Annotated in this window: 22 protein-coding genes; 14 read left to right on the top strand and 8 right to left on the bottom strand. The window is 60.8% G+C overall.

Annotated features, from left to right (window positions below; genetic code table 11):
- The first annotated feature begins 224 nt into the window (after positions 1–224).
- Positions 225–3,680, top strand: coding sequence for an AAA domain-containing protein (locus tag BUS06_RS23180; RefSeq protein WP_074266765.1), 3,456 nt, complete (start codon positions 225–227; stop codon positions 3,678–3,680).
- Complete coding sequence (locus BUS06_RS23175; protein WP_074266764.1) at positions 3,677–5,182, top strand: hypothetical protein; 1,506 nt, start codon at positions 3,677–3,679, stop codon at positions 5,180–5,182. Before BUS06_RS23180 ends, BUS06_RS23175 begins: the two co-directional genes overlap by 4 nt.
- 342 nt (positions 5,183–5,524) lie before the next feature.
- Here the strand turns inward: BUS06_RS23175 and BUS06_RS23170 are convergent, their stop codons facing one another.
- A complete protein-coding gene (locus BUS06_RS23170) occupies positions 5,525–6,001 on the bottom strand; it encodes a MarR family winged helix-turn-helix transcriptional regulator (RefSeq protein WP_074266763.1) in 477 nt (158 codons plus the stop codon).
- 204 nt (positions 6,002–6,205) lie between these two features.
- Between BUS06_RS23170 and BUS06_RS23165 the strand changes: the two genes are divergently transcribed.
- The 6 genes from BUS06_RS23165 to BUS06_RS23140 all read left to right on the top strand — a co-directional run bounded on the left by BUS06_RS23165 (position 6,206) and on the right by BUS06_RS23140 (position 13,764).
- Complete coding sequence (locus BUS06_RS23165) at positions 6,206–7,303, top strand: aromatic ring-hydroxylating oxygenase subunit alpha (RefSeq protein ID WP_074266762.1); 1,098 nt, start codon at positions 6,206–6,208, stop codon at positions 7,301–7,303.
- On the top strand, positions 7,300–8,271 hold the full coding sequence (locus BUS06_RS23160; protein ID WP_074266761.1) for a PDR/VanB family oxidoreductase: 972 nt from the start codon (positions 7,300–7,302) through the stop codon (positions 8,269–8,271). The genes BUS06_RS23165 and BUS06_RS23160 overlap by 4 nt, the downstream gene beginning before the upstream one ends.
- 119 nt (positions 8,272–8,390) lie before the next feature.
- Positions 8,391–9,158 (top strand): coniferyl-alcohol dehydrogenase, encoded by a 768-nt coding sequence (locus BUS06_RS23155; RefSeq protein WP_074266760.1) that lies wholly within the window; start codon positions 8,391–8,393, stop codon positions 9,156–9,158.
- 36 nt (positions 9,159–9,194) lie between these two features.
- Entirely contained in the window at positions 9,195–10,667 is a 1,473-nt protein-coding gene (locus BUS06_RS23150) for a benzaldehyde dehydrogenase (RefSeq protein ID WP_074266759.1), read from the top strand.
- Between the two features lie 76 nt (positions 10,668–10,743).
- The gene (locus BUS06_RS23145) at positions 10,744–11,580 is read left to right on the top strand and encodes a p-hydroxycinnamoyl CoA hydratase/lyase (protein ID WP_074269248.1); all 837 of its coding nucleotides are present in this window, start codon (positions 10,744–10,746) and stop codon (positions 11,578–11,580) included.
- An 18-nt stretch (positions 11,581–11,598) separates the two neighbouring features.
- Complete coding sequence (locus BUS06_RS23140; RefSeq protein ID WP_074266758.1) at positions 11,599–13,764, top strand: acetate--CoA ligase family protein; 2,166 nt, start codon at positions 11,599–11,601, stop codon at positions 13,762–13,764.
- Between the two features lie 48 nt (positions 13,765–13,812).
- Here the strand turns inward: BUS06_RS23140 and BUS06_RS23135 are convergent, their stop codons facing one another.
- On the bottom strand, positions 13,813–14,286 hold the full coding sequence (locus BUS06_RS23135) for a MarR family winged helix-turn-helix transcriptional regulator (RefSeq protein WP_074266757.1): 474 nt from the start codon (positions 14,284–14,286) through the stop codon (positions 13,813–13,815).
- A 180-nt stretch (positions 14,287–14,466) separates the two neighbouring features.
- Between BUS06_RS23135 and BUS06_RS23130 the strand changes: the two genes are divergently transcribed.
- Together BUS06_RS23130 and BUS06_RS23125 are read left to right on the top strand one after the other, a co-directional pair.
- A complete protein-coding gene (locus BUS06_RS23130; protein WP_074266756.1) occupies positions 14,467–15,753 on the top strand; it encodes an MFS transporter in 1,287 nt (428 codons plus the stop codon).
- A 91-nt stretch (positions 15,754–15,844) separates the two neighbouring features.
- A complete protein-coding gene (locus BUS06_RS23125) occupies positions 15,845–16,921 on the top strand; it encodes a porin (RefSeq protein WP_074266755.1) in 1,077 nt (358 codons plus the stop codon).
- 890 nt (positions 16,922–17,811) lie between these two features.
- On the opposite strand, the gene BUS06_RS38815 is transcribed toward BUS06_RS23125, so the two are convergent.
- The 3 genes from BUS06_RS38815 to BUS06_RS37500 all read right to left on the bottom strand — a co-directional run bounded on the left by BUS06_RS38815 (position 17,812) and on the right by BUS06_RS37500 (position 19,725).
- Positions 17,812–18,255: a TetR family transcriptional regulator C-terminal domain-containing protein gene (locus tag BUS06_RS38815; protein WP_429289191.1), complete on the bottom strand. Its 444-nt coding sequence runs from the start codon at positions 18,253–18,255 to the stop codon at positions 17,812–17,814.
- Positions 18,156–18,641 carry a helix-turn-helix domain-containing protein gene (locus BUS06_RS38705; protein ID WP_217272830.1) on the bottom strand — a complete coding sequence of 162 codons (486 nt, stop codon included), beginning with the start codon at positions 18,639–18,641 and terminating at the stop codon, positions 18,156–18,158. Before BUS06_RS38705 ends, BUS06_RS38815 begins: the two co-directional genes overlap by 100 nt.
- Positions 18,642–19,488: 847 nt before the next feature.
- Positions 19,489–19,725: a hypothetical protein gene (locus BUS06_RS37500; RefSeq protein WP_143787634.1), complete on the bottom strand. Its 237-nt coding sequence runs from the start codon at positions 19,723–19,725 to the stop codon at positions 19,489–19,491.
- Positions 19,726–19,743: 18 nt separating this feature from the next.
- Between BUS06_RS37500 and BUS06_RS23105 the strand changes: the two genes are divergently transcribed.
- Positions 19,744–20,517: a hypothetical protein gene (locus BUS06_RS23105; protein ID WP_143787633.1), complete on the top strand. Its 774-nt coding sequence runs from the start codon at positions 19,744–19,746 to the stop codon at positions 20,515–20,517.
- 823 nt (positions 20,518–21,340) lie between these two features.
- Here the strand turns inward: BUS06_RS23105 and BUS06_RS23095 are convergent.
- On the bottom strand, positions 21,341–22,129 hold the full coding sequence (locus BUS06_RS23095; RefSeq protein WP_074266751.1) for a COG4705 family protein: 789 nt from the start codon (positions 22,127–22,129) through the stop codon (positions 21,341–21,343).
- Between the two features lie 115 nt (positions 22,130–22,244).
- Between BUS06_RS23095 and BUS06_RS23090 the strand changes: the two genes are divergently transcribed.
- From BUS06_RS23090 to BUS06_RS23080, 3 genes are all read left to right on the top strand, one after another.
- The gene (locus BUS06_RS23090) at positions 22,245–22,907 is read left to right on the top strand and encodes a response regulator (protein ID WP_074266750.1); all 663 of its coding nucleotides are present in this window, start codon (positions 22,245–22,247) and stop codon (positions 22,905–22,907) included.
- Positions 22,904–24,265 carry an ATP-binding protein gene (locus BUS06_RS23085; protein ID WP_074266749.1) on the top strand — a complete coding sequence of 454 codons (1,362 nt, stop codon included), beginning with the start codon at positions 22,904–22,906 and terminating at the stop codon, positions 24,263–24,265. Before BUS06_RS23090 ends, BUS06_RS23085 begins: the two co-directional genes overlap by 4 nt.
- A 119-nt stretch (positions 24,266–24,384) precedes the next feature.
- Complete coding sequence (locus tag BUS06_RS23080) at positions 24,385–24,681, top strand: DUF4148 domain-containing protein (protein ID WP_074266748.1); 297 nt, start codon at positions 24,385–24,387, stop codon at positions 24,679–24,681.
- Positions 24,682–24,704: 23 nt separating this feature from the next.
- On the opposite strand, the gene BUS06_RS23075 is transcribed toward BUS06_RS23080, so the two are convergent.
- Positions 24,705–26,093, bottom strand: a complete 1,389-nt coding sequence (locus BUS06_RS23075) for a heavy metal sensor histidine kinase (RefSeq protein ID WP_074266747.1) — start codon at positions 26,091–26,093, stop codon at positions 24,705–24,707.
- Positions 26,093–26,767 carry a heavy metal response regulator transcription factor gene (locus BUS06_RS23070; protein WP_074266746.1) on the bottom strand — a complete coding sequence of 225 codons (675 nt, stop codon included), beginning with the start codon at positions 26,765–26,767 and terminating at the stop codon, positions 26,093–26,095. Before BUS06_RS23070 ends, BUS06_RS23075 begins: the two co-directional genes overlap by 1 nt.
- Positions 26,768–26,926 lie beyond the last annotated feature (159 nt).

Raw genomic sequence — 26,926 nt, 5'->3', positions numbered from 1 at the left:
TGACGGGCGTCGCTCCGTTCGCAACGATGGCTTTCAATCTTGAAATGATTCTTGCTCTGGGGAAATGCGGTGACGACGCAGGCACAGAGGCCTTAGGTTTTATGCTTGGCGGCCGATAATATTCTGTACAGAACTAAACTTGGACGAAAAACCTCGTGCATCATGAGGTCGGCCCGCAAATTGGCCGGACTGCGATTTGAGAATGCGCCCTGGAGACAAAAAGAATGAACCTGAGAAGCGAGAGCGAGCATGCCGCCCGCGCAGACGACAGCTTTCCGATCCGGCACGGGATTGTGCTCGATCAAAAATATGATATCTCTGCTGACCGATCGGACGGGGGCATGTCAGCGGTTTTTCGCGCAACACAGATAACCGACCAGCGAGAGCTGGCGATAAAGGTGCCGTTAAACAGATCGGATTATGCGCGCGCGGCGCTCTCAGTCGAGCGAGAGGGGCGAGCGCTCGATGATCTCTCGCATCCAAACATTGTTCGGCTCGTCGACAGCGGAAACGTTTCTAACATCCCGTATCTGGTGCTCGAGTGGCTTCCGGGCGGTGATCTCACAAAGCGCATCGAAGCACAAGGTCCGACAAGCTGGAGCGAGTTCTATGAAGAAATTGGTCGGCCATTGTTACAAGCGCTGGCATATGCTCACCAACGGCACTGGGCTCACCGGGACCTAAAACCGCAGAACGTGCTCTTCGACGAGGACGGGACACCAAAGATCGTGGATTTCGGCATCGCTCGCAACACCACACAGCCCCAACTGGGCCTGACCTTTTCCCAGACGGGATCGCCCCCGTACACGCCCCCCGAGGCAGACGACGGTTATCGGTCAGACCAAAGGGATTTGTACTCCTGGGCGGCAATTGCCACATCTTGTCTGGCCGGCACAATATTTCATACGGCGGAGGATTTGCGTCTCGCACTGGAAAGTTTGCGTGATCTGTCGACGCCGAAATCTATCTTGCGCAAGGCGTTATCTGAATCACCGGACGCTCGACAAGAGGCTATCTCGGTTCTTCTCGCAGACCTCGATTCTTACCACGCGGCCGCGATGTCCAAGTCGCAAGTTCCAATCGACGTCTTTCTGTGCCTTCAACCATCCAGTACTGCGTCACTAAAGGCCGAGTTTTCGAATTTAGACGAGAGACAGTGTGCGTCCTATATTGTTGATGACCTCAATTCCAACTGGTCTGCCTTCAACGATCAGGACGTAGGATTTGTCCGGATAGTGGGCGCCACTTTGCGGATTCGGTGCAGGACTCGGGATAACGACTTGCTGGTCGAGGAATTGGCAATTCACACGCCTGATCGAGCAAGCGAACTGCGCGAGCAATACGCCACGGTGCCGGGAGTTACCTTCCGGGCTGACGCGGTTCGCGAATACAAGACGGCCCGTGATGGGCTGCGTACGTTCTTTAGCCGACTAGACGTAGTGGACAACGCGCGGGCTAATGAGGCGGAGCAGAAGAGGCGTGACTACTGGTTTGATTGTTGGGCGGATTTTCTGCGCGAGAAGGAGCGTCTCTACAAGTACAAGCAAAAGGAATTCCTTGCTCGTCGGATAGACGACGAAGAGGAATTTCTCATTGCAACAATCGAGGGTGATTTCGAAAGAGAGGAACTCGGTGCGTCGCTGGTATTGCAGACGGTCAGCGGTAGGCCCGTCATTTTTACAGTGGTTGATGTGGAGGCTGACCAGGTAACACTCTTTCTGCGGTCTGGAAAGAGAGGAGACGTTCCACGCGCAAATGCAGTGCTTCAGACCAACTTCGAGGCGGAGCGCAAGTCGCTTCAGAAGCAACGTGCGGCGCTTGAAGATATACGCGCGGGGAGAGCGGTCAGCCCGACGATCGGTGCCGTCCTGTCCGAGCCGGAGACTGCTACACCCCCTGAACCGGCCGGCCTTCAGTTTCCCGATCATCTGAGCTCGGACAAGCGACAGGTTTTGGACAAGGCAATGGAGGTAAGCAGCCTACTCGTCGTGAACGGTCCGCCGGGAACAGGTAAGACGACCTTGATTGCAGAGCTGATCAGCGCGTATCTGAAACGTTATCCCGACCGACGCATCCTGCTGTCGTCACAGACTCATGTCGCACTCGACCATATCATTGCAAAACTGGATGAGAAAAAGCTCGCGGACGAAGTGGTGCGTATCGTGTCATTTGGATCAGAGAATGCACACAAGGTAAATAAGTCTGTAGAGCGCCTCACGCTGGAGCGGAAAGTCAAAGACTGGTGCCTGAAGGCCGAAGCACGTTCCGAGCGTTTCATGGAAGCCTATGCTCAAGGAAAAGGCATAAACGCGTTCGAAGTAAAGGTCGAGCTATTGGGGCGCAGCTACCTGGAAACACGGAAGGCGCTCCGGACGCTCAACGAGAGACAAGAGAGTCTCAGAGACAGAAAACTGAAGATCGACGACCGGCGGTTGGAGCAACTCGGGGAGGGACAGCTTCCGGACCCGCATGAGATTCTGCGCCAGACGGTGGATACGTTGGGCGAAGAGGACGAACTACAAACGAGCATTGATTCATTGGACGCGAGACTTGGTCGATTGGTCAATAGTCTCGACAGGCTCAATGGTTTTGGCGTCGATTTCAGGACGGCGGACGACAGCGAACTCGAAGGGTTGCTGGATGGTCTTGTTACAGAAAATAGCGCCAGAAAAGATCTGTTGCCGCTCATGAAGCTTCATCTGGACTGGCTAAATCGGCTTGGTTCTGAACGCTCCTTTCATGGCGCTGTCCTTCGCGAGGCGCGGATTGTGGCGGGAACGTGCATCGGGTTGGGAAGCACGCCCGCTTTCCAGCAGGACGAGTACGATTTATGCGTTGTCGACGAGGCATCCAAGGCGACGGCAACTGAGACGCTTGTCCCAATGTCTCGAAGTCGACGAACAATCCTGGTTGGTGACCCCAAGCAGTTGCCGCCATATATTGAGTCAGCATTGAACGAAAATGGTGAATCTCCTTTTTCAGACGATGCAAAGAAGAGCCTCTTATCCGTCCTTCTGTCCAGACTCCCGAGAGAGTGTGTCGAGGAGTTGGTGGAGCAGAGGCGCATGTGCAGCACAATCGGAGCATTGGTCAGTCAAGTTTTTTACGACAACAAACTCGTCAACGTACGCGATGACGATAAGCGAAATGTGGTGGTAGCGCGAATCTATCCGATGGCAGTAACGTGGCTGTCCACATCCAAGATGCCGAAACATGCGGAGACTGAGGCACCAGGGGGCACGTACGAAAATGTGGCCGAAGCGCACGAAATCATTGAACAATTGAAAGAGATATCCAGGCAAACGCGAAAAAGCAAGAAGGCGATAGAGGTGGCGGTCATCGCAGCATATTCAGCTCAAGTCGCGCGGTTGCGTGACGACATCTCGCAGCAGATAGGACCTCACGCCGGTTTTACCGTGGAAGTGAATACCGTCGATGCGTTCCAGGGGAGAGAGGCGGATATCTGCCTCTACAGCGTCACGCGCTCAAACGACGAAAACAGAATTGGTTTTCAACGTGAGAAGGAACGCCTTAATGTCGCGTTGTCGCGAGCGAGGGACGCTCTGGTAGTTGTCGGAGATGCGACTTTCTGTCACCGCGTCAAAGGACAGAACCATTTTCGGATGGTCATCGACTACATTCGCGCGAACCCGGACTTCTGCCTGCTGAAGGACATATGAGAGACCAAACTGAAATTGCAAAGCGTTTCGATTCAGTGACGGGGCATACCCTGGTCGACTATTTCATCCTGCATTTGCCAGTCCAACTTCTCGTTGTAGATATTATCGGTCTTGACCGCAGGCCAGTTCCGGCACCGACAGAATTTTGCCTTCGTGCAGTCGAAGCGGGTTTGGTGGAGGACGGAAATATATGCGAATTCCTTGGCGTTGACCTTGCGTATGGCAGACGGTTGCTGCGCGGTCTGTGTGACGGTGACTACCTTGGAACGGACGCCTTCGGCCAATATCTGTTGCTACGGCGCGGAAAGGAGTTGTTGCGGCAGGGCGGGGAAGCGAGCCCATCGGATCGACGCATGTATGTGCTGTGGGATCCAATCCAGCGCGTCGTGCTCGACCGAACGCTGGTCTATACAAAACAGCGAGCCGGTCCAGATGGACTGATGGCGCCGTTACCCAATGCATTTGCGAGGCCGCTGACTGAAGAACTCGACGTCGGTGACATTAACAAGCTTCGGGCTGCCAGTAGCTCCGTTGGTGATCTCGGGGCCTCCAGCTTCGAAGTGCTCCGTGTAACGGGTATTCACAAATCCTTTGGCAGATACCGACAGTCTGTGGCGTTGATATTCGCCGGGCCCGACGGTGAGCAGACGTTCCGCCTCGCTATCAACGGCTCAATCGACAACGACCTTACCGCCACCTGCGCGAAGGTTGGGCTGCCAAAGCTGATTGGGGTCGATCGAGCGATGGCGAACAAGCCAGGCGTGCAGGCAGTCCGAAAACGCTACCGCGAGCTGATTTGTGGAAACGGCCAAGGCCCGAACGTCGCAAGTCTTGTCCAGCGTAGAAGTATTCTGTTGCTGAATCTACGTGGAGTAAACTCGCGCCTTGCGGAAGAGCGAGTCGACTCGTTGTTAGCAAAGAAGATTGAATACGAGATCGAGCTTAACGGGCTCGAACAGGAGCTTGATCGCTTGCCCGTTGTCCCTGTCCGTTGCCATGAGATGGAGTATTACCTCTTTCAGGCGCTTGAAAAGGCGACGCGTTCGATAACAATCACCACGACGAATCCGTCCGCGGCAAAGATTGATGGTGACGTAATAAAGCGTCTCCGCTCATGCCTTGCGCAAGGAGTACACATCAGTATTTACATTTCGGATCGCATTGGCGAGAACGATCCGACGCTGGCCATTTTTGACAAGCTCTCGCGACAGGGGCCGCTCTCGGTTCAATTTCTTCAAAACGACGTTCGATCAGTTTTCGAGGTGGAATGGGACGAAGGGCATGTGGTTTTTTCCAATGAACCGCCATTTGGGCAACGGCGCCGGCCGATAACTCCCCGAGAGTTTTCCGGCTTCTACGTTTCTGATGGGCAGGCGGTCGCTCGCTATCGCGCCGCCTACTTGAGATTCGAGCCGAAAGACTTCCTTGTTAGGTTACGCCCAGTTGTGTCAAATTTGGCCGGGATAGTGACACCAAAGAGGAGGGCGCGCGCGGTCAAATAGCCGTCACCATCGCCACGGAACTGGACTACGCGCTGGCCGAACGTTGTGAACGATCGCAGGTGACCGGCGCATCGCTGCTGGAACGCATGAAGCAGCACATTGAGGCCGCGATGGCGTAAAGGCCGTTTCAGCGAAATAAGTTGCGCCAGTCTGCGCCTCGTTCGCGACATGCACCACTAGGTGAGCGGTTCCGGGAGAGTCAGGTAGGACGTTACAGCTTGGGGCCTACAATTGATCCCGACGATAACTTTACTTATCGGCGTAAACGGGTACGCACAAGAGCGGTCGAATCGCATTCCAGTCGGCTCTGCTCTATCGCAATAGCACTCGTTGTGTTTAGCCCTACGCTTTAAGCGGTGCCCGGCTCTGCTCGTTGTTCAGATGTACGAATTTGCTCAGGAGCCGCATCAGATCAAGCGCATCTTCTTCACCCATGCCTTCGAACAGGCTATCGCGTAGATCGTGAACCCGCGGCGTCAACTCGGCGAGCAGCGTCGTACCCTCAGGCGTCAATGCGAGGCTGCGCTGCCGTCTCGGCAGCATTTCCCTGACGATCCAACCTTTGCTTTCCAGGCGCGCGGCAATGTCGGCCGTCGTCGACGTGTCGAGGGCGACCTTCTGCGCGAGAGTTACCTGATCGAGCCCGGGATTCTCTGCGAGCATGCGCAGCACCGCGTACTGCACCGGCGTGATATCGCGACCGAGCTTTTCGTAAAACATCGCTACCGCGATCTGATTAGCGCGCCGGATCAAGTGGCCGGGCTCTTCATAAAGATGCAGGGGCGGACGCGATGCGTCAGCTGTGTTTCGTTTTTTCATGGCGAGGCGAGCAGGTAATGATTCGATGCGCCGCATGCGCGGCGTAGCGGCCCTTTCAGGGAAAACCAGTATACCGCCGTCCTTGCCGGGTTCCGGGACGCTCAGTACACTCAGTCACATTCAGTGTACTGAATGTTAGGATCGCTGTGTACGGTTCGCATTATTTGAATCGAACCGTTCCGACATCAGGAGGAGACAAAGGCGATGTTTCTGAAGAATGCGTGGTACGTGGCGTGCACCCCGGACGAGATCGATGGCAAGCCGTTAGGTCGCAGGATCTGCGGCGAATCAATGGTGTTTTACCGTGGCGAAGCGGGCGAGGTGATCGCGCTCGAAGACTTCTGTCCGCATCGCGGCGCACCGCTCTCGCTCGGCTTTGTGCGCGACGGCAAGCTGGTCTGCGGCTACCACGGGCTGGAGATGGGCTGCGACGGCAAGGCGTCGGCAATGCCCGGACAAAGAGTGGGCGGCTTTCCGTCGATCAGGCGCTATGCGGCACTCGAACGGGACGGGTTCGTCTGGGTGTGGCCAGGCGATATTTCGCAGGCCGATCCCGCGCAGCTGCACCCGCTGCCGTGGGCGAGCGATCCTGGCTGGGCTTACGGCGGCGGCCTTTATCACATCGGCTGCGACTACCGGCTGATGATCGACAACCTGATGGATCTCACACACGAAACCTATGTGCACGCGAGCAGCATCGGCCAGAAGGAGATTGACGAGGCGCCGCCGAAGACCGCGAGCCGCGGCGACGAGGTCGTGACGAGCCGCTTCATGCACAACATCGCGGCGCCACCGTTCTGGCAGATGGCGCTGCGCGGCAATGGCCTCGCCGACGATGTGCCGGTGGATCGCTGGCAGATCTGCCGCTTCACGCCGCCCAGTCACGTGATGATCGAAGTGGGTGTCGCGCACGCGGAGCATGGCGGGTACGACGCACCTGCGGAACATAAGGCGTCTTCGATCGTCGTCGATTTCATCACGCCCGAGACGGAAACGTCAATCTGGTATTTCTGGGGCATGGCGCGCAATTTCCGGCCGGACGACGTGGACCTGACCGCGCAAATCCGCGAAGGTCAAGGAAAAATCTTTGCCGAGGATCTGCAGATGCTCGAGCGTCAGCAGCAAAACCTGCTGGCGTGGCCGGAGCGTTCGCTGCTGAAGCTCAATATCGATGCGGGCGGGGTGTTGTCCCGCAAGATCATCGACCGTCTGCTGGCCGAAGAGCGATCGCAACAGGTAGCGCACGAGGGCATGCCGGTTGTGCCGATCAAGCCGGTCGTGTCGACGAAGGAGGCTTCGTGAACGACGCCACGTTGACGGTCGAAGTGGTGCGCAAGTGGGATGAGGCGCACGGCATCTGCGGTTTCGAACTGCGTCGCCCGGATCGCGCGCCGCTACCCGGCTTCGACGCGGGCGCGCATGTCGACGTGCATCTTCCAGGTGGGCTCATTCGCCGGTATTCGCTATGCGGCAATCCGGCTCGCAACGACTGCTACGAAATTGCGGTGCTGCGCGATGCGAACGGACGGGGCGGTTCGATGGCGATGCACGATCAGGTGCGACAGGGTGACTTGATCCGGATCGGCGCGCCGCGCAACCATTTTCCGGTGGACGCGCAGGCAGCCCGCCATCTGCTGCTCGCGGGCGGTATCGGCGTGACGCCGATCCTCGCGATGGCCGAGCATCTCGCCGCGCAGAATGCGCCATTCGACATGCACTATTGCGCGCGTTCACGCGAGCGGGCGGCGTTCGTCGAGCGGCTGGCGGCCTCCGCATTTCAAGAACGCGTGCAGATTCATTTCGACGATGCGGCTGCGCATCAAGCGTTCGATATCGCCGCGGTGATCGCGGCGGCGACCGCGCACACGCATCTCTACGTGTGCGGTCCACGCGGTTTCATGGAGTCGGTGCTGGCCGAAGCGCGGTCGCAAGGCTGGGCCGATCATCGACTGCATCATGAGTTCTTCGCGAGTGTGGCTGCGAATGCAGATGCGCGTGAAGAGAGCAGCTTTACGGTGCGCATCGCAAGCAGCGGCGTGTCGGTCGAAGTGCCAGCCGGGTGTACGGTCGTCGAGTCGCTCGCGCAACACGGCGTGGACGTGCTGACGTCGTGCGGACAAGGTGTGTGTGGCACCTGCGTGACGCGCGTGCTGGCAGGCGAGCCCGATCACCGGGACAGCTACCTGACCGACGAGGAGAAGGCCGCCGGCGAGTACTTCCTGCCGTGCTGCTCGCGTTCACGCTCGCCCGTCCTCGTGCTCGATCTCTAGCCGTTTCCGCGCCAAGTCGCGCATGCTGAAATTTTGCTTGAAAAAATAGTTATACGATGTAACTATTATGGTGTAAAACAATTAAACGGCACTCGACCGGAACCAAGGAGACAAGCTCAATGAATCTGCATGGCAAGACCCTGATCGTCACTGGCGTTGCGTCCGGAATCGGCGCGGAAACCGCCCGCCTCGCGCGGTTTCATGGCGCCCGTGTGATCGGCGTGGACCGTCAGCCAGTCAACATGACCCTCGATGCGTTCCACCAGGCGGACCTGGGCGATCCGGACGCGATCGACGCGCTGGTCGAACGCCTGCCCGCTCGCATCGACGCATTGGCGAATATCGCCGGAGTGCCGGGCACCGCGCCGGTCGACGTCGTCGCGCGCGTGAACTATCTGGGGCTGCGCCATCTGTGCGAGGCGCTGCTGCCGCGTCTCGCGCCGGGCGGCAACGTGATCAACGTCGCGTCGATCCTCGGCGCCGAATGGCCGCAACGGCTGGCCCTGCATCGGGAGCTGGCCGGGACGGACGGCTTCGATGCCGGCTCGCGCTGGCTCGCCGGGCATCCCGTGCCCCAGGCCACCTGTTACCAGTATTTCAAGGAAGCGCTGATCGTGTGGAGCGCGCGCCGTTCGCAGGACTGGTTCGCGAAGCATTCGGTGCGCGTCAACAGCGTCGCGCCGGGTCCCGTCTTTACGCCGATTCTGGGCGATTTCGTCACGATGCTCGGTCCCGAGCGCGTGGAGGCCGATGCCGCCAGAATGAAACGCCCCGCGTACGCCGACGAAGTCGCCGAAGCTATCGTGTTTCTGGCCTCCGACGCCGCGCGCTGGATCAACGGCGTCAATCTGCCCGTCGACGGCGGTCTGGCCGCCACGGCTATCTGAACAGAGCAGGTTCAACACCAACTGGAGACATTCGTCATGAGCAATCCGTCAGGCCTCTCGCTTGCCAACGCCGATACATGGCGCGGCGCGATCTTCAACGGCGACTGGGTCCGCGTGCCGGGCACGCTGGACGTCATCGAGCCGGCTTCCGGTCGGCCGCTGCATCAGGTCGGCAAGGCCACGCAGGAGGACGTCACGGCTGCGGTGCGCGCGGCGCGCGCGGCACAGTGCGCGTGGGCCGCCACGCCACCGCGCGAACGTGCTGCCGTGTTTCATCGCGCGGCAGCGCTGCTTCAGGAGCACGCTCGGGCTGCAGCAGCGCTGATTGCGCGCGAGACCGGCGCCATCCTCCCTAAGGGCGAGCATGAGGTGCGTGAAGCGATCGTGCTGCTGCAGCGTGCCGCGGCCATGCCGCTGGAAGCGACCGGCCGCGTGCTGCCGAGCGTCCCTGGCAGGCTCAGCATCGCGCGCCAGTTGCCGCTGGGCGTGATCGGCGTGATTTCGCCGTTCAACTTCCCACTGGTGCTGTCTCTGCGCTCGGTGGCGCCCGCGCTGGCTGTCGGCAACGCGGTGGTGATCAAGCCTGATCCGCGCACGCCGTATGCCGGCGGCTTCGTGATTGCCGAAGTGCTGGCGGCCGCGGGCCTGCCGAAGGGCCTGCTGCATGTGCTGCCCGGTGGCGCGGACGTCGGGCAGGCGCTGGTCGAGGCACCCGGCGTGCCGATGCTCGCGTTTACCGGTTCGACGGCCGCCGGCCGCAAAATCGGCGAACTGGCGGGCCGGCATCTGAAGAAGGTCTCGCTGGAACTGGGCGGCAAGAATTCTCTGATCGTCCTCGACGATGCCGACCTCGACCGCGCGGTCTCCGCGATCGCATTCGGCGCGTGGTTCCACCAGGGACAGATCTGCATGGCGACCGGCCGCGTGCTGGTGCAGCGCGGCATCGCTGCAGAACTCACGCGGCGTCTCGCCGACAAGGCGCGTCACCTGCCGGTGGGCGACCCAGCCGTCGCACAGGTGGCGCTCGGGCCCATCATCGACCAGCGGCAGTTGCAGAATGTGGTCGACATCGTTGGCGCATCGGTGGCGGCCGGCGCGGTAGTCGAGGCGGGTGCGACGCACGAGGGACTGTTCTACGCGCCCACGGTGCTGTCCAACGTAAAGCCGGGCATGCGCGCATTCGATGAGGAAATCTTCGGGCCCGTCGCCAGCGTAATTCCGTTCGATACCGACGATGAAGCCGTGGAGCTCGCCAACCACACCGAATACGGCCTGTCCGCCGGCGTGATCTCGGCATCCGTCGGACGCGCGATGGCACTGGGCGAGCGTCTGCACACGGGCCTTCTGCATATCAACGACCAGACCGTGGCCGACGAGGTGATCAACCCGTTTGGCGGCACGGGCGCCTCGGGCAACAGCACCAGCGTGGGCGGTCCCGCGGACTGGGAGCAGTACACCCACTGGCAGTGGGTCACGGTGAAGGACGCCGTGCCGCAGTATCCATTCTAGGCAGCAGCGGGGCGTCTGTAGGGTATTGCAGTCCGGCGCCCCGATCTATCATTTCTCTTCGAACAAGGTGTCGGCAATGAGCAGTCAGGCAGAAGAACAGACCGTCGTTTTCAGCATCGAGAACGGCATCGCGTGGGTAAAATTCAATCGCCCGGAAAAGCGCAACGCGATGAGCCCGGCGCTGAACCGTCGCATGATGGGAGTGCTCGACGAGCTGGAATTCCATCCAGACGCGGGTGTGCTGGTGCTGACGGGAGAAGGGCCCGCGTGGACGGCCGGCATGGATCTGCAGGAATACTTCCGTGATACGGAGGCCGATGGTCTCGCAGGCACGCGCAAGGCGCAGCGTGAGAGCTACGGCTGGTGGCGGCGTTTGCGCTGGTACCAGAAGCCCACCATCGCGATGATCAACGGCTGGTGTTTCGGCGGCGGCTATGGCCCGCTGTTCGCCTGCGATCTCGCGTTCTGCGCCGAGGACGCGCACTTCGGCCTGTCGGAGATCAACTGGGGCATCTTGCCGGGCGGTGGTGCGTCGAAGGTCGCAGCGGAGCTGCTGTCGTTTCGTCGCGCGATGTATCACGCGATGCTCGGCGAGCGTATCGATGGTCGCAAGGCCGAGGAGTGGGGGCTCGTCAACGAGGCCGTGCCTGCCGCGCAATTGCGTGCGCGCGTCGTCGAGGTGGCGCAGGCGCTGCTGAAAAAGAATCCGGTTGCGCTGAAGGCTACCAAGGACGCGGTCCGCCGGGTGCGCGAGATGACCTACGACAACGCGGAAGACTTTCTCGTGCGTGCCCAGGAAGCGGCCAACAGCTACGACGACGACGGCCGCAAGGAAGGTCTGCGACAATTCCTCGACGACAAGACCTATAAGCCCGGTCTTGGCACGTACGATCTGACACGCCAGCGTACCTGAGCCCGGGAGCCCGCCGACATGAACCCGAGTCAATCCGACGTGCGCTCCGCAGTGAGCGCGCAGGCTGTGGGACGTCTGCTGCGGCCCGAGTCGATCGCCATCGTCGGTGCTTCGCCGACGCCCGGCGCGCTCGGCGCTTCGGTGCTGGCCAATCTCGAGCGCAACGACTACCGGGGCCGCATCTACCTCGTCAATCCGAAGCGCGACGAAATCGACGGCCGGCCGTGCGTGAATTCGATTGACCAGTTGCCCGATGGCATTGACGTCGCCGTGCTGGCAATTCCGCAACCCGCAGTGCTCGATGCCGTGCGCGCGCTTGCGGCACGCAAGGTCGGGGCGGTCGTGATCTTTTCGGCGGGTTTCGCCGAAGCAGGGCAGCAAGGCATCGCGCAGCAGCGCGAGATTGCGCGCATCGCTGCGCAAGCGGGCATGCTCGTCGAAGGGCCCAACTGCCTTGGCTGCATCAACTATCTCGATCGCGTGCCGCTGACGTTCATCGAAACGACAGTGAGCGACGCGCAGGCGCAGCGCAACCGCGAGCATCCGGCGATTGGTATTCTGTCGCAGAGCGGCGCGATGATGGCAGTGCTCAACACGACGCTGGCAAGCCGCAATTTGCCGCTGTCGTACGCAGTGTCGACGGGAAACGAGGCGGCTAGCCACCTGGAAGATTATCTGGCATTCCTGCTCGATGATCCCGGCACGCGCGTCATCGCGCTGATCGCCGAGCAGTTCCGTCAACCGGGCCGGCTGCTCGCGGCGGCGCGTCGGGCACGCGAGGCGGGCAAGCTGCTGGTGTTACTGCATCCGGGCAGGAGCGCCGCCGCGCGCGAATCGGCGGCCACGCACACCGGCGCCATGGCCGGCGACCATGCGTTGATGCGCACGAAGGTCGAACGCGCGGGCATCGTGCTCGCCCACACGCTGGAAGAACTCGGCGACATCGCGGAGATCGGGCTGCGCTGCGCGCAGCTGCCCGCGCGCGGCACCGCGATCGTTGGCGAGTCTGGGGCATTCAAGGCGCTGTGTCTGGATCTCTGCGAGGAGCTCGATCTCGAGCTGCCCGCGCTTCACGATGACGATGCACCCGCGCTCCGCTCCGTGATGCCGGCGTTCGTGGCGGTGGCCAATCCGCTCGACCTGACCGCGCAGGGGCTGGTCGATCCTGAGCTTTACTACCGTACGCTGTCTGCGCTATTCGACGACGACCGCTTCTCGGCGATCGTGATCGGTCTCATCCAGACCGACTCGGTGACGTGCGCTATCAAGATGCCGCCGGTGTTGCGCGCGGTGCGCGAACTGCGGCCGCAGAAACTGGTGATCTGTGCCGGCCTGGACGAAGGCGCGCTCGTGCCTGCCGACTACATCGCGCAGATGCGCGAGGTGGGCATTCCGTACTTCCCGAGCACGGAGCGCGCGCTGCGCGCGGTCGCCCGTCTGTCGGAACTCGGAACCCGCGACTTCGCGCAGGCCGTCTTTGAGCCCATCACGCCCGGCATGGCGCTGCCCAACGGCGTCGTGCCTGAATACCGGGCCAAGCAACTGCTTGCGCCGCTAGGTGTGCCGTTCGCACGCGGCGAGCTTGCCACCGATCTCGACACCGCGCTGACGATCGCGCGGCGGCTCGGCTACCCGGTCGCGCTCAAGGTGCAGGCGGCCGCGTTGAGCCACAAGAGCGACGTAGGCGGCGTGATCCTCGGCACGAGCGGGGACGATGCGCTCAGACTGGCGTGGGCGCAGCTTCACGACAACGTGCGGCAACGCGCTCCCGGAGTCGCGCTCGATGGCGTGTTGATCGAACGGATGGGGGAGCGTGGGCTGGAGATGATCGTCGGGGCGCGCCACGATCCGCAGTGGGGGCCGGTGATTCTGATCGGATTCGGTGGCGTCGCTGCCGAGGTTACGCGCGACATTCGCCTGTTGCCGCACGATCTGACCAGAGAGGCGGTGGTGCGCGAGATCGGCAAGCTGAAGAGTGCGCCGCTGCTGCATGGTTATCGCGGTGCGCCCGCGCTGGATGTCGAAGCGCTCGCGGAGGTGGTCGTGCATCTGGGGGCCCTGCTGCAAACGACAGCGGATATTCGCGAGATCGACCTGAATCCGGTGGTCGTCTATCCGCGTGGGCAGGGCGTGCTGGCGCTCGATGCGTTGATGCTGGTCGCAGCAGACCCGATCGCTACCTGAACGCGATGTGCCGGTGGGGAACGCGGTGTCGTTCCCCACCGGCGCGCGCTAGTCCTGGAAAATTTTCGACAGCAGCAGTCTCAACTGATCCCGCTCATCGCTCGACAGCCGGTGCACGGCCGCTTCGTCGGCCTTGCGCGCGGCCTTCACTGCCTGAGTGTGGAGCTTCGTGCCTTGCGGCGTGAGCGAGACGAGCTGGATGCGTTTGTCGCCGGTGCTGCGTTGACGCGCCAGCAGCCCGGCAGATTCGAGGCGGTCGAGCAACGTGGCGAGGTTGGGCGGCGCGATGGCAAGCGCCTCGGCAAGAGACTTCTGATTGATGCCCGGATTGCGCCGCAGGGTGGATAGCACCGCGAAATCGGCCTGACGCACCTCGAGCTTTTCCATCTGCATGTCGAAGTGCGCCTGGATCACCAGATATGCGCGCCGCACGTTGTAACCGAGAAGATCCAGCAGTTCCGACTGGTCGACCTGACCGACGAGATCGTCGTTGATGTTATCGGCGGTGGGTTTGGTCGACATAGGCGTGGAACATGGGTGTGGACATGGCAAAACAGGCTCGATGGATCATAGCATGCGACTACCTCGAATTCAGCGTTTTCCCCTAACCCGGGATTCTTGCGTTTTTTGATAAACAACTTATCATCTATAACAAATATAGAACATAAACAAATTCCGAGAACCTGGACAGGAGACACCCTCATGCATTCTGCTTCACCTGAACATGTGAAAACGGGTCAGAAACATGATTCGGTATACGAAATAAAGACACTCGTTTTGCTCGGCCTCGGTTTCGGCCTGGTCGGACTGGACCGCTGGATCGTCGCGCCGCTGTTTCCGCACATGATGCGCGATCTCAATCTGAACTTCCAGCAACTGGGTAGCCTCATTGGGATTCTGAGTGTCGCGTGGGGCGTCTGGGCGATCGCGATGGGGCCCGTGTCCGATCGCATCGGTCGCAAGCGCATTCTGGTCACGACGATGGTCGCGTTTTCATTGCTCTCGAGCCTGTCGGGTCTCGCAAGCGGCTTCGCTAGCCTGATGCTGATCCGCGCAGTGATGGGCATTGCGGAAGGGGCGTTCACGCCGGCCAGTGTCGCGGCTACTGGCGAGGCGTCACTGCCGTCGCGGCGCGGCTTCAATCTGGGGCTGCAGCTCAGCATGTTCTCGCTGCTGGGTCTTGGCGTCGCGCCGATCCTAGCGACGCAACTGCTGCGGGTTGTGCCGTCCTGGCACTGGGTCTTCACGATTTCCGCGGTGCCGGGATTGATTGTCGCGATCCTCATCGCTCGCACGCTGAAGGACCAGCCGCGCAACGAACTGATGCCCACGCAGGTCAGTTCCGCCCGCCCCCGCTGGACCACGCTGTTCAGACGCCGCAATGTCTGGCTCGCCACGCTCGCGATCCTGTGCGCGATGGCGGGCATCTTCGTGGTCAGCGCGATGGTACCGACCTATCTCGTCGAAGTGCTGCATCTCGACACACAGAAGATGGGCTTCGTCGTGTCGGCGATCGGCTTCGGTGGCTTCGTCGGCTCGTTTGGCGTGGCCGGGGTGTCGGATTTCATCGGTCGGCGCAACGCGGCGATCATCGCGTTCGTGTGTGCGGCGGTGCTGCTGTATCTGTTCGCACAGACCGGCGCCAATCCGCAAACGCTCTTCATCCTGCTGTTCGGCGTCTCCGTGTTCGCGCTTGGCCTGCTCGGTCTCCTAAGCGGCCCGATCGCGACCGAAGCGGCGCCGATCGGACTCGTCGCTTCGTCGGTGGGCTTCGTGTCGGGCGCGGGTGAAATCTTCGGCGGCGGACTTGCACCGGCGATCGCCGGATTCGTCGCACAACATTTCGGCCTGCCGTCCACGCTGACCTTTGCGCTTGGCGGCCTCGTCGTGGGCGCCGTGGTGTCGCTGTTCCTCGTCGAAACGTCGCCACGCAGACGCAGCGACGTGGCTCCGGGCGCCACGCTCGGCGTGCCGAAAGACATCGCCTGACGCGTCACCGCGTATCCCTCGCTACCCACGCATTCATGCAATCCGCGACACCTCGTCGCGAACCATAACAATTCGATTCAGGAGACAGTCAATGAAAACCAGAGCCCTTTGCGCGACGGCTACGCTGCTGTTCGCGTGTCATGCGTACGCGCAAAGCAACGTTACGCTCAGCGGCCTGCTCGATGCCGGCGTGTCCTATGTCAGCAACGAAGGCGGCGGCCACGTGCTGAAGTTCGACGACGGCGTTGCCGTGCCGAACCTGCTGAAGTTCACCGGTAAGGAAGATCTGGGCGGCGGCACGCATGCCATCTTGGTGCTGACAAACCAGTTCGAGATGGGCACGGGATCGTTCATGCCGGGCGGCAGCCTGTTCAGCCGCGAGGCATTTGTCGGTCTCGACGACGAGCGCTACGGCCGGCTCACCTTCGGCAACCAGTATGACTTCATGACCGATTCGCTGTTCTTCGGGCTGGACGACGCGGCGATCTATACGCAGGGCATCTATGACTTCCGCAATGGGCCGTTCGCGAAGCTCGCGTTGCCAGACAATCCCACGGGCGCATTCGACTGGGACCGCATGGCAGGCGTCGGCGTCAACAACTCGGTGAAGTATCAGAGCATGAGCTATGGCGGCTTCTCCGCGGGTGCGATGTATGGCTTCGGCGGCGTCGCAGGTTCGTTCGGTTCGAACAGCGGCGTGAGCGCGGGGATCAACTACACGCACGGCGCATTCGGCGCGAACGCTGCGTACACGCAGGTGAAGACGGCGGTCTCGGGTGCACAGGACAGCGTGCGCAACTGGGGTGTCGGCGCGCACTACCGGATCGGCTCCGTTACTGCCACCGCGCTCTATACGGCAGTGCGTAACGAGCTGAACGGCGGCCAGGTCTGGCAGGCCGAACTGGGCGGCATGTGGCAGATCGCGCCGGAGTGGTCGCTGAGCGGCGCGTACATGTACATGAAGGGCAACGAGGTGGTCGACGACAACCACGCGCACCAGCTCACCGCGACGGTGAACTACCAGTTGTCGAAGCGTACCGGCGTCTACGTGGCAGCCCTCTATCAGCGCGCAAACCAGGGTGCGGCGGCGCAGATCAATGACGTGATGGTGACATCGAGCAGCGCGTCGCAGTTCATTGGGCGCATTGGCGTCCAGACGCGTTTCTGAGAGCTGGCAATTCCATCGGGGCGTTGCCAGAGAAAACGTCTGCAGGTTGCTTCATTCGCTCGCGCCCGACGTGCGCGAGCGGCTCGCTTCCATCGCTGCGAGTAGGGCGCCCGCGCTCGAATCGTTGCCGATCAAGCAACGATGTGACACGTACCGGCAGATCGGCGTGACGCTCGGCCGAGAACCGTTGGCTATACGCACTGTTCGCGAGGTGCAGGCGGATGGGCCTGCTGGACCGGTCCCGCCGTGTCTCTTTCTGCCCCAAGAAGGCGTGAGCTCTCCGTAAGCCGCGACCATGTACCCTCACGTGGGTGGCTGGCCGATGGGTGAAGTTCTACACCTCTGCCGGTGCTGTTCGACAGCACCGGCAGAACACCGATTTCTCGTCTCCGCGAGATGTTGCAAAATCGGCGCATCCCAGCGGGTGCCGCCGTCGATATCGACGTTGGCTCCATAGATATCGCGCAAACTTGTTGGCGCCGAAGCGTCAAACATGGAGCACTTCGTAATGGTCGGGCGTGATGCAAAGGTTGCCCAAAAGTTCAGGTCACCGCAAAAAAGCACACTGATGCGACGCGGGAGTCGTTCTGCAGTACGACCAGGAGCATCTTGAGGTCAGATTCGGAGGTCTCACAGACAAGCCGTTCGATGCCGCGGGGTTTCCAGTTGCCGAGATTGCGCGCGACGATTTCGAGAGCATGGGCAACTCATGCTGCCGCGAATCGCCACCCGAGAGGGAGCGCGCTTGGGGTCAACTGGCTCTCGGGCTTCGACTTTGAAATCAAGGTGATCCCTCCTATCCCAAACGGGAAACGATTGATCGGGTTTGAGGGCGCGCGGATCGGCAACTATCAAAGCCTACTGCCCCGCAACGCCCTTTAACGCCGGCGTCAACTTTCTGGCGTCGCAGTTCCACGCCGCGGTAGTAGCACCAAGTCGGCCGCTTCCTCAGTGTCTTTGAGGAGCGTCTTACGCGACGTGCCCATCTGTGCACGCATCGTCAGACCGCGGCCAAGGTCGAGGACCTGGCTCGCGCGCGCGGCTACGGGAAAGTCAGACCGGACTTCTCCCGCGCTGATCGCGTCGCAGAAACGGCGTTCCACAAGCGCCGCAGCGGCAGCTACGGCGTCCAACACGAACTGCCGGACCTCAGCATCGTCCACGAGCGGCGCAACGCACACCAGAAGACACCCCGGGGCTGATCCTTCCTCGGTCGCAGTTTCTACAGCGTTCCTCAGGAAGCCGGCGAGCGAGTCGCGAAGAGTCGGCGGCGAGAAGAGCGCCTTCGCAGCGAGAGCGCCTTTCGTCTCTGCGTACGACCGAAGGACACGCAAGAATAACGTCCGCTTATCCCCGAAGACGATATAACTGGACGTAACAGCGAGATGAAGATGCTCCTCGGACCGTATCGCTTCCGGGCTTCCCTGCACCGATGTAACAGCGAAGCAGGCTCCGCCTCAAGAGCATCAGCAATACGTTCGATGTTGTAGATCGTCACGTTCTTCTCGCCCCGCTCCAACATCCGGACGTAAGTACGATGCACGCTGGCCCGCTCTGCAAGCGCCTCTTGGGAGAAGCCCAGTTCAATGTGTCTTCGCCGAACATTGCCGGCGAAGACGGAACCCAGGCGGCATTGTGAGGAGGCGACGGGTTCAGGTTCACGTACGGCCGGAGGGAGATGCGAGTTCCCCTCGATGTCCGTCCTACGTTCTACGGACATAAGGGTCAGTTGCTACAGGCGGGTCTGCTCAAGCGATGCAGCTTGCTGCTCCGTGCGAGAGAATAAGTCCAGGATACTGGCCACGATCTCTCCGGTGGCACGGACGACAGACTCGGTGGATTGGCGGACAGCCACCATCGATTCTTCGATCCGTGTGAGCAACCGATCGAACGCAGACGCGGCTCGCGTGAACTCGCCTACGCAGGGTGCGACGTTACCGAGCGTGCAAGTTGGCCCGATCTAAAAAAGCGGCGCTGCTTGATTAAGGTCGCGAAGCCGTCGTGAGAGCGTCGCTTGAAGATCTTGTTGCCTATTTTCGCGTAGGCGTCATCGTGCGCGCGAAGTTTGCTGGAGAGTTGCACGTTTCCGTTGGCCCTGAAGCCGGGGACGTTGCTTGATTGGAGTGGCTGGATGCTCTTTGCCTATCGACCACTAGCGGACGGAGCATTCGCGTTGACGGCACAGACGGCCACGATGTGACCAGGAGGGCATGTTGGCCGGAAGTAAAGTCCCGACTGCTCGACGCCGGTCACGAGCTCATCGCTACTCGTTAGTCACGAGTGCCTGGGCGGACACGCGTCCGGCGCCGCCGCAAACGGTCGCAAATCAGCGACTACCCGCACACAGCTTCCAGTGTCTTGCCGTCGTTCGACAGGGGCTGTCGACAGGGGCTTGTCAGGCGTGAAATTTTCGATTAGATTGCCAACTTGGCTAACCGCCACAGCCCAGCTCGGCTGAAGTGCCAAAACTTGAAGAGCGCAGTAATCCGCAACACAAGCAGCGTCAGGCCTCGAAGTGAGGTTCTGGTGTAAATGCCCGGCAACCAGGACAGAAGCAGCTATTTTTCTCACTTTTTAAGAGGTGCAATATGCAACCATCTTCGTTTAGTCGCGTCCATTTCCAGTCCCTGAAGAGTGATATCGTTGCCGCGACCAGCGAGCTTTTTCGTGTGCGCGATTCGCAACTCAATGAGGCTTTCGCCCGTGGCTTCGGCGTCAAAACGCATGCCGCGCTGATTGCCGCACTCGATGGCCATCACCCGCGGAAGCTGTTGAACGAGCCGGGTGCCGAGCTGCTTGACCACGCCGCTTTCGCCGCGCGTATGACCGAACTCGCGGATGACCGCACTGCCGAGTCGGTGACCGTCATGCTGGAAGGCGCTCGTATCGACGTGAAGATCGTCAAGCGTCCGCCGGCACGACAAAACCCGGGCCGCTACCTGGACATTGCATACGACGTGACGGTCGAGATTTCGGGCGTCTCGCCTGAGGTGCTTGAATCTTCGCCGGAGTTCCTGATACCGGAATTTTTCAAGCCGGACGGTACTGAGCTTTATCGCCTTGATTGCGACTGGTCGTTGCGCGTTGCAAGTGAATACGCGGTGACCCGCAAGAAAGAGGGTCAAGGGCTTCTCAATACCAAGGTTGTTGACGGTCGGTGGTCTGGCGGCCTGTATGTGTATTCGCTCGAGCACCAGGGGGACGATTCGCGCTGCCTGCGTTCAGTTAAAGCGGCTCTCGCGCGAGCGATCCTGCCGGCGCTGACATCGCGCGTACGCTGCTCGATTTTCCAGCCGCACCGCTATCAATACGGTGCCTGGCGCGTTCGCATCACAATCGGACCGGCGATCCAGAAGTTCCTCGGTGGTTCGCCTCTGGTGTTTGCGTTGCCAGTATTACCGAAGCGCAACGTGGTGATCGAAAAGGGTTACATGCGCGACATCAACGTTGGCGAGTTCCTGGATGGCGATTGGTACGCGGATGTTTACAGTAACGGTATCGCGGAGGATAAAAACCCGACGAGCATCGCGCAGGTCAAGGCGGCCCTGTTGCTGAGTGTCAACCAGGCTCTTCAGCGAGCTGGCTTCGCTGGCTAACCTCATTTTCCCGACTCGAAGTCGAGTCGGGCACCTCGAGGGTACTTGGACCGATAAAAAATCCGGAAACGCCAAAGCGGTCCGGGTCATTTTTTGATGCCAAGCGGCGATGTTCGATTTCAATGGCGGGAGCGAATTCCGCCGCTCCGGTTTCGGTCATAGAACCAAGAAGGGTCCAGACGGCCAGAAACCTAAGAGGGCGCAAGAGATGGCTAAGAATCTCGACGCCTTGATCCCCGCCGAGTATGCCGCACATATTTTTGGCCTTGTTATTGTTCTGTCGCGGACGTGAGACTGGAGCAGTCGCCGCGCCTGCTTGCGGGAAGATACGACTGCGGTTGTGCGGGAATATTCATTGCTGGCGCTTAAAGCGTTGGGCCTCGCCCTCGGTACGGGGGCTCGCAACAGGGGACCTTCGCAAGCTGGCCCTTTTTGCACGTGAGCGTTCACCCCTTATGTAGCAAGGTAAGTCGTGACTTTTTGTTCGCTGTTCAGTGCGCGTTTCCCGCGAAGCTTGCAAAAAGTCGATACTTTCCTGTGCAAAGGAAGATGGGTAGCCGGATGCAAACGCCTGCCCCATCTAGGGGTGAAAGTCGTAACTATTTTGTATCGTGATAGCGGGTTTGCGGAACGATCGAGTTTCGACCTCGCTGTGTTGGACAAAGCGACGATAGGTGTGCCATCCCGTATAACCTCACCACTCCCTGCTATCTCCTGGAACTCCTCACCATCCTGTAAGTCCTCACCTTGAAATCTCGCTGTGAGCGTCCGGTCCACAGCAAAGGAGATTGCGAGCAAGTGTGTGGTTGAGCAGAACGAATGCCTACACCGCCGTACTCCGCCTCGCCGAGCGCTGCGGTGTCAACGCAATACACACCACGATAAAAGCCAGCAGAATCCCGGACGCGTAAAGCCGGCTAATGTGAAGGCCACCCTCCGCTACAGGCTTATCGAGGAAGTCCCCCAACGTTGCGCCTAGCGGCCGTGTCAAGATAAACGCGGCCCAGAAGAGCGCGGTCCGGGACACACGCGTCCAGCAATATAAGCCCATCACGATGACCAGTCCCGCGCCGAAGAGCATGGCTCCGTATTCGTATCCGATACCGAGACCACCGCGGTCCTCACCCGCTACCCAGTCCCCAAGCGCCGTTCCGAGGGTCTGCGAGAACAGGATCGTGATCCAGTAAAACCACTCCGCCTTGCCCGTAACGATGCTCTCGACCGAGACTGTTCCCTCCGATCGATACCATATCGCCAGGCTGGCAATCAGCAATATCACGACGATTGTGGTGCCCCCTGGATAGCCGACCCCGAGCGATCGATCGGCGAAGTCCGCCATGGTCGTGCCGAGCGTCGTCGTAGCGACGATGGTCGCCCAGTACAGGAAGCGACGAAATTCCTGCGCCTTTACCTGCGCACAAACGAGGCCAATGAACAGGACGAGGAAGATTGCCGAGCCGATCAGGTAGCCAAGATTCAGGGACATCGACACCCAGTCGCCGCCGGTTTCTCCCAGCGTGGTGGCCGCGACCTTGATCACCCAGAAGCCCAAAGTCACTTCGGGAACCTTGCTGACAGCGTGCCTCGCAAAACTCACAGCGTCCGGTTTCATCGCGCATTCCTCCGTTGAACGTGGATGATATTGAACGAACGCTTAACGAAGGCTTAAGGCAGACCTAAGGCCAGATGCGCGACAATGACACCGGGATGACAACGCAGGGGGCGCGATGCGTCTGCTTCTGGTGGAAGACGACGAAATGATTGCGGAGACCGTGCTCGAATCGATGCGGCGCGAGGGCTATGCAATCGACTGGGCACAGGACGGACGGGCCGCCGAGCTATCGCTAGGTAACGACGTATATGACCTCGTCCTGCTGGACCTCGGTTTGCCCGGGAAAAACGGCATCGATTTACTCAGCAGCTATCGCAGACAAGGCGGTGAAGCGCCCGTCATCATCCTGACCGCGCGCGACGCGGTGACCGACCGGATTCGCGGTCTGGACGCAGGCGCAGACGACTACCTGATCAAGCCTTTCGATCTTGACGAACTGGCAGCGCGAGCACGCGCGTTGCTGCGCCGGCGCACCGGACAGAAGCAACCGATCTATGCACACGGTGATCTAACCCTCGACCCCGCCGCTCATGAAGTGAGGAAAAGCGGTGTTCCAGTGACGCTGGTGCCGCGCGAATTCGGCTTGCTGCAGGCGCTGATCGAAGAGCCAGCACGCGTCTTTACCAGAGCGGAACTCGAGGACAAGCTCTATGGATGGGGCGACGAAGTGGGCAGCAACACGATCGAAGTCCACGTGCACAGCCTGCGGCGCAAGATTGGCACAGAGCAGGTCGTGACGGTGCGCGGCGTCGGCTATCGGCTGAAGAGGCTCGGATGAAGTCGATCCGCCGTTGGCTGCTCGGCTGGCTCATCTGCGGTCTCGCCACTGCTTCCGGGATTGCCGCATTGGCGATCTTTCATACGGCCCGCGACGAGGCCGGCGAACTGTTCGACTATGAACTGCGTACCGTCGCGTTGTCGCTGCCCGCGAATGTTGAAACGGCGGAGACGGTCGAGAGGGAAGGCGAAGAGGCCGCAGGCATTTCGGACGACCGTATTCTCATCGAGATATGGGACAAGGACGGTAGGCTTGTCTATCACTCGCGAGAGTCGGCTGTCCTGACGCGTCTGCCGGCCGGTATTCGCACCATCGACCGCAGCGAAGGTCAATGGCGCGTATTCGGGTTGCAACAGGCCGATCGCTTCATCCAGGTCGCGCAACCGGTCTCTGTTCGGGAAGCGCTGGCATTGCAACTTGCGCTGCACACGTTGTGGCCGCTGGGCGTGTTCGTGCCCGTGACGATCCTGTTGGTGCTGTTCGTCGTCGCGTGGGGCCTTGCGCCAATCGGCGGACTGTCGCGTCTTCTCGCAACGCGTTCGCTGGATTCACTCGAACCGCTGCGCCTCGACGGCAGGGTACCCGTGGAAGTCCGGCCGCTAGTCGAGGCATTGAACGACTTGCTACTCCGCCTGAACGTTGCGGCGGAGGCGCGGCGCGCGTTTATCGCCGATGCAGCCCACGAGCTTCGCTCCCCGCTTGCTGCGCTGAAACTGCAGTTGCAGGCCGCTTCGAACAACGGCACGTTGAAGGACGATGGCCAGACGCTCGAGCGAATCGATAGGCGACTCAATCGTATGATCCGGCTCGTGCAGCAATTGCTGACGCTCGCACGCGAGGACGCGCAGTCTACCAGCGTTGGCGCATCCGTCAGTTTGCGCAGACTTGGAGAACAGGCGGTCAGCGATTTCTCGCTGCTCGCCGACGAAAAGCAGATTGACCTGGGCCTCGAGTTCCGGCAACCGGTCACGCGCGAGGATGCGTGCAACGTGCTAACTGACCCGCACGCGTTGGGTGTACTGCTGAATAACCTGATCGACAATGCCATCCGCTACACGCCTCAAGGGGGCAAGGTCGACGTTGTGCTCACGCGCACGTCAGAGCGCCTCGGCCTTGAAGTGGTGGACAACGGCCCCGGCATTCCGGAGCAGGACCTGGGGCGGGTGCTTGACCGCTTCTATCGCGGCGAGCATGCCAAGGGCACGGGCAGCGGACTGGGACTCGCCATTGCCGCCCGCATTGCGCAACGGCAACAGCTGACCCTCTCATTGCGTAACAACGTTGGGGTCGGAGGCCTGACAGTTTCGGTGAGCGGATTTATGCGCGTGGCTGAGCGCGAAATTACAAATCCGTCATGAACGCGTCACCTCGGCGCAAACCGCGGCGCCCGAGAATGGGTTCGTAGCCTCGCTGCTACGTGAAACGGGCCGGGAGCGATACAAGCGCGATCCGGCACAACCCACCTCAGGAGCCTTCCATGAAACTTACCCGATATGCCGCACTTGCCGCAGTCGTTGTGTCGCTGATCCCTTTCGGTCAATCAGCGTTCGCGCAGAGTACGTATGCCACCGGCGCCACGACCCCACCGGCGGCCTCAGTCAACACTGGCAAGACGCGCGCCGAGGTCCGCGCGGAGCTGATCCAGGCCGAACAGCAAGGGACGATTCCCGTGTCGAAGACCAACTATCCGCCGACGCCGCATGAGATCGCGCAAAATCGCGCCGAATATCAGGCCCGTCATCTGGATAATCGCGTCAACATGGCAGTTAACTGACCCAGAATGCGCGCAACGCTCACTCACTGCCGCGGGAAGTGCAAATGGAACTGCGTGGCCGCCACGTCGCTTTCGACAGTGGCACTGCCGCCGTGCAGTTCCATGATGGTCCGCACGATTGCAAGTCCTAGTCCGGTTGAGCCGGATGAATTGCTGCGCGATCCGTCGACGCGGTAGAAGCGGTCGAACAGCCGTCCAAGATGTTCCGAAGGAATCGGTGTGCCGGGATTGGCGACCGTGACCATCATCCCCTCCGGGGTCTCCCTTGTCGAAAGCGTTAAAGTATCGCCGCGCGGCGTGTAACGCAGTGCGTTCGCCAGCAGATTGCTGACGGCGCGGCGAAACAGATCGACATCGGCATGCAACTGGCCGCTCGCCGTCACCTGAATCGAAATGCCGGCATCTTCCGCTATGCCTTCGAAATAGTCGGCCACTCGCAGCAGCTCGTCGCGCACCGGAAAATCCACGGCCGTCGTCACGTACTGCGGATTGTCGGCGCGAGCGAGAAACAGCACGTTTTCGACCATTCGCGATAGTCGTTCGCATTCCTCGATATTCGATACCAGCAACGCCTGATATTCGTCGGTCGAGCGCGGGCGCGCAAGCGCTACTTCGCTCGCACCGCGCATGTTGCCGAGCGGCGTGCGCAGATCGTGCGCGAGGTCGGCCGTGAACTGCGAGAGTCGCTGGAAGCCGAGTTCGAGGCGTGCGAGCATCGAATTCAGCGCGTCGATCAGCGCCGCGAGTTCGCGCGGCACATTGCCGGAGGGCAGGCGCGTATGGAGTTTGCCCACCGTCACGTGGGTAGCGCTGCCAGCGATGTCGCGCAGCGGGCGCAACGCGTTGCGCACCGCGACGTAACCGAGCACGACCGCGGCAAGGAGCGCGCACAGCGTCGTCAGGTATACCGTGTTGCGGTAGCGGGCAAGTAACGCTTCGCGATCGCTCATTTCGCGTCCAACCACCGCATCGACCACCGAACCGTCGGCCAGCGCGATATCCGTGGCAACGCCGCGCATCGTCAGGCCATCGGGGGTATGCCATTCCTGCACGTCATGCTCGAGAATCCGGTTCAACGGTTTCACTTCCTTCAGATCGTCAATCGCAAAGTGCGAGGGATTACGTTCGAGCAGGACGCGACCACTCGAGTCCTGCATTCTGAGGAAGAAAGCCTGATTGCCGAGCACCAGGCTATCGAGCCGGGACTCATGCAGTTTGATGCCCTGCGGTGAATCCAGCTCGGCTGCAAGGCGCCGCAGATGCCGGGCCGTCAGCACCAGGTCGAAGTCGTCCTGGGCGCGAATCTGCTTTGCTAGCGCCTGATACAGCACACCACCGCCGACGCCGAAGACCAGCACGGTGATCAGCGCAAACCAGGCAGCCAGCCTCGCAGTCAACGAGAGCCGTTGCATCATGCGTCCTTCACTTCGAGCACGTAACCGACGCCGCGCACGGTATGCACCAGCTTGACCGGATAGTCATCGTCGATCTTCGAACGCAGGCGGCGGATCGCCACATCGACAACATTCGTGTCGCTATCGAAGTTCATGTCCCACACATATGAAGCGATTTGCGTGCGGCTTAATACTTCGCCGCTGCGCCGCGCAAGCAGATGCAGCAACGCAAACTCGCGCGGCGTCAGGTCGATGCGCTGGCCCGCACGTCGTACCTTGCGCTGGCTCGCGTTGATCTCGAGGTCGCCGATCGTCAGCGTGTCGCTCTCGCGAGCCTGGCCACGCCGTGCCAGCGTGCGTACCCGTGCGAGCAGCTCGACGAAGGCGAACGGTTTGATCAGATAGTCGTCGGCGCCTAGCTCAAGGCCACGCACGCGGTCTTCGATCTCGTCGCGCGCCGTCAGAAACAGAACCGGCGTGTCCTTGCGGCCGCGCAATTGCTGCAGCACCTGCCAGCCGTCCATGCCCGGCAACATCACATCGAGCACGATCACGTCATGAGACTCTTCCAGCGCGAGATGCAGGCCGTCGACACCGTTACGTGCCACGTCCACCACAAAGCCCGACTCCTCCAGGCCCTTCTTGAGGTAGTCGCCGGCCTTCGGTTCGTCTTCGATTACGAGGACTCTCATCGCAGTCGCCTTCCATCGGGTTGCTCGCGGTTTGCCGCCAGGTTGCGCCCAGCGGATGGTTTCGATGATACCCGCGCGGCGGCCCGAAGTTCATTACGAGTTTGTCATCCAGGCGCAATCCCGACGCAAAACCCTGCTCCCTAGACTGCGTCTATTGCT

This window comes from Paraburkholderia phenazinium, assembly GCF_900141745.1.
In the GTDB taxonomy this organism is placed as follows: Bacteria; Pseudomonadota; Gammaproteobacteria; order Burkholderiales; family Burkholderiaceae; genus Paraburkholderia; species Paraburkholderia phenazinium_B.
This window is presented reverse-complemented; position numbering and strand designations above follow the sequence as displayed.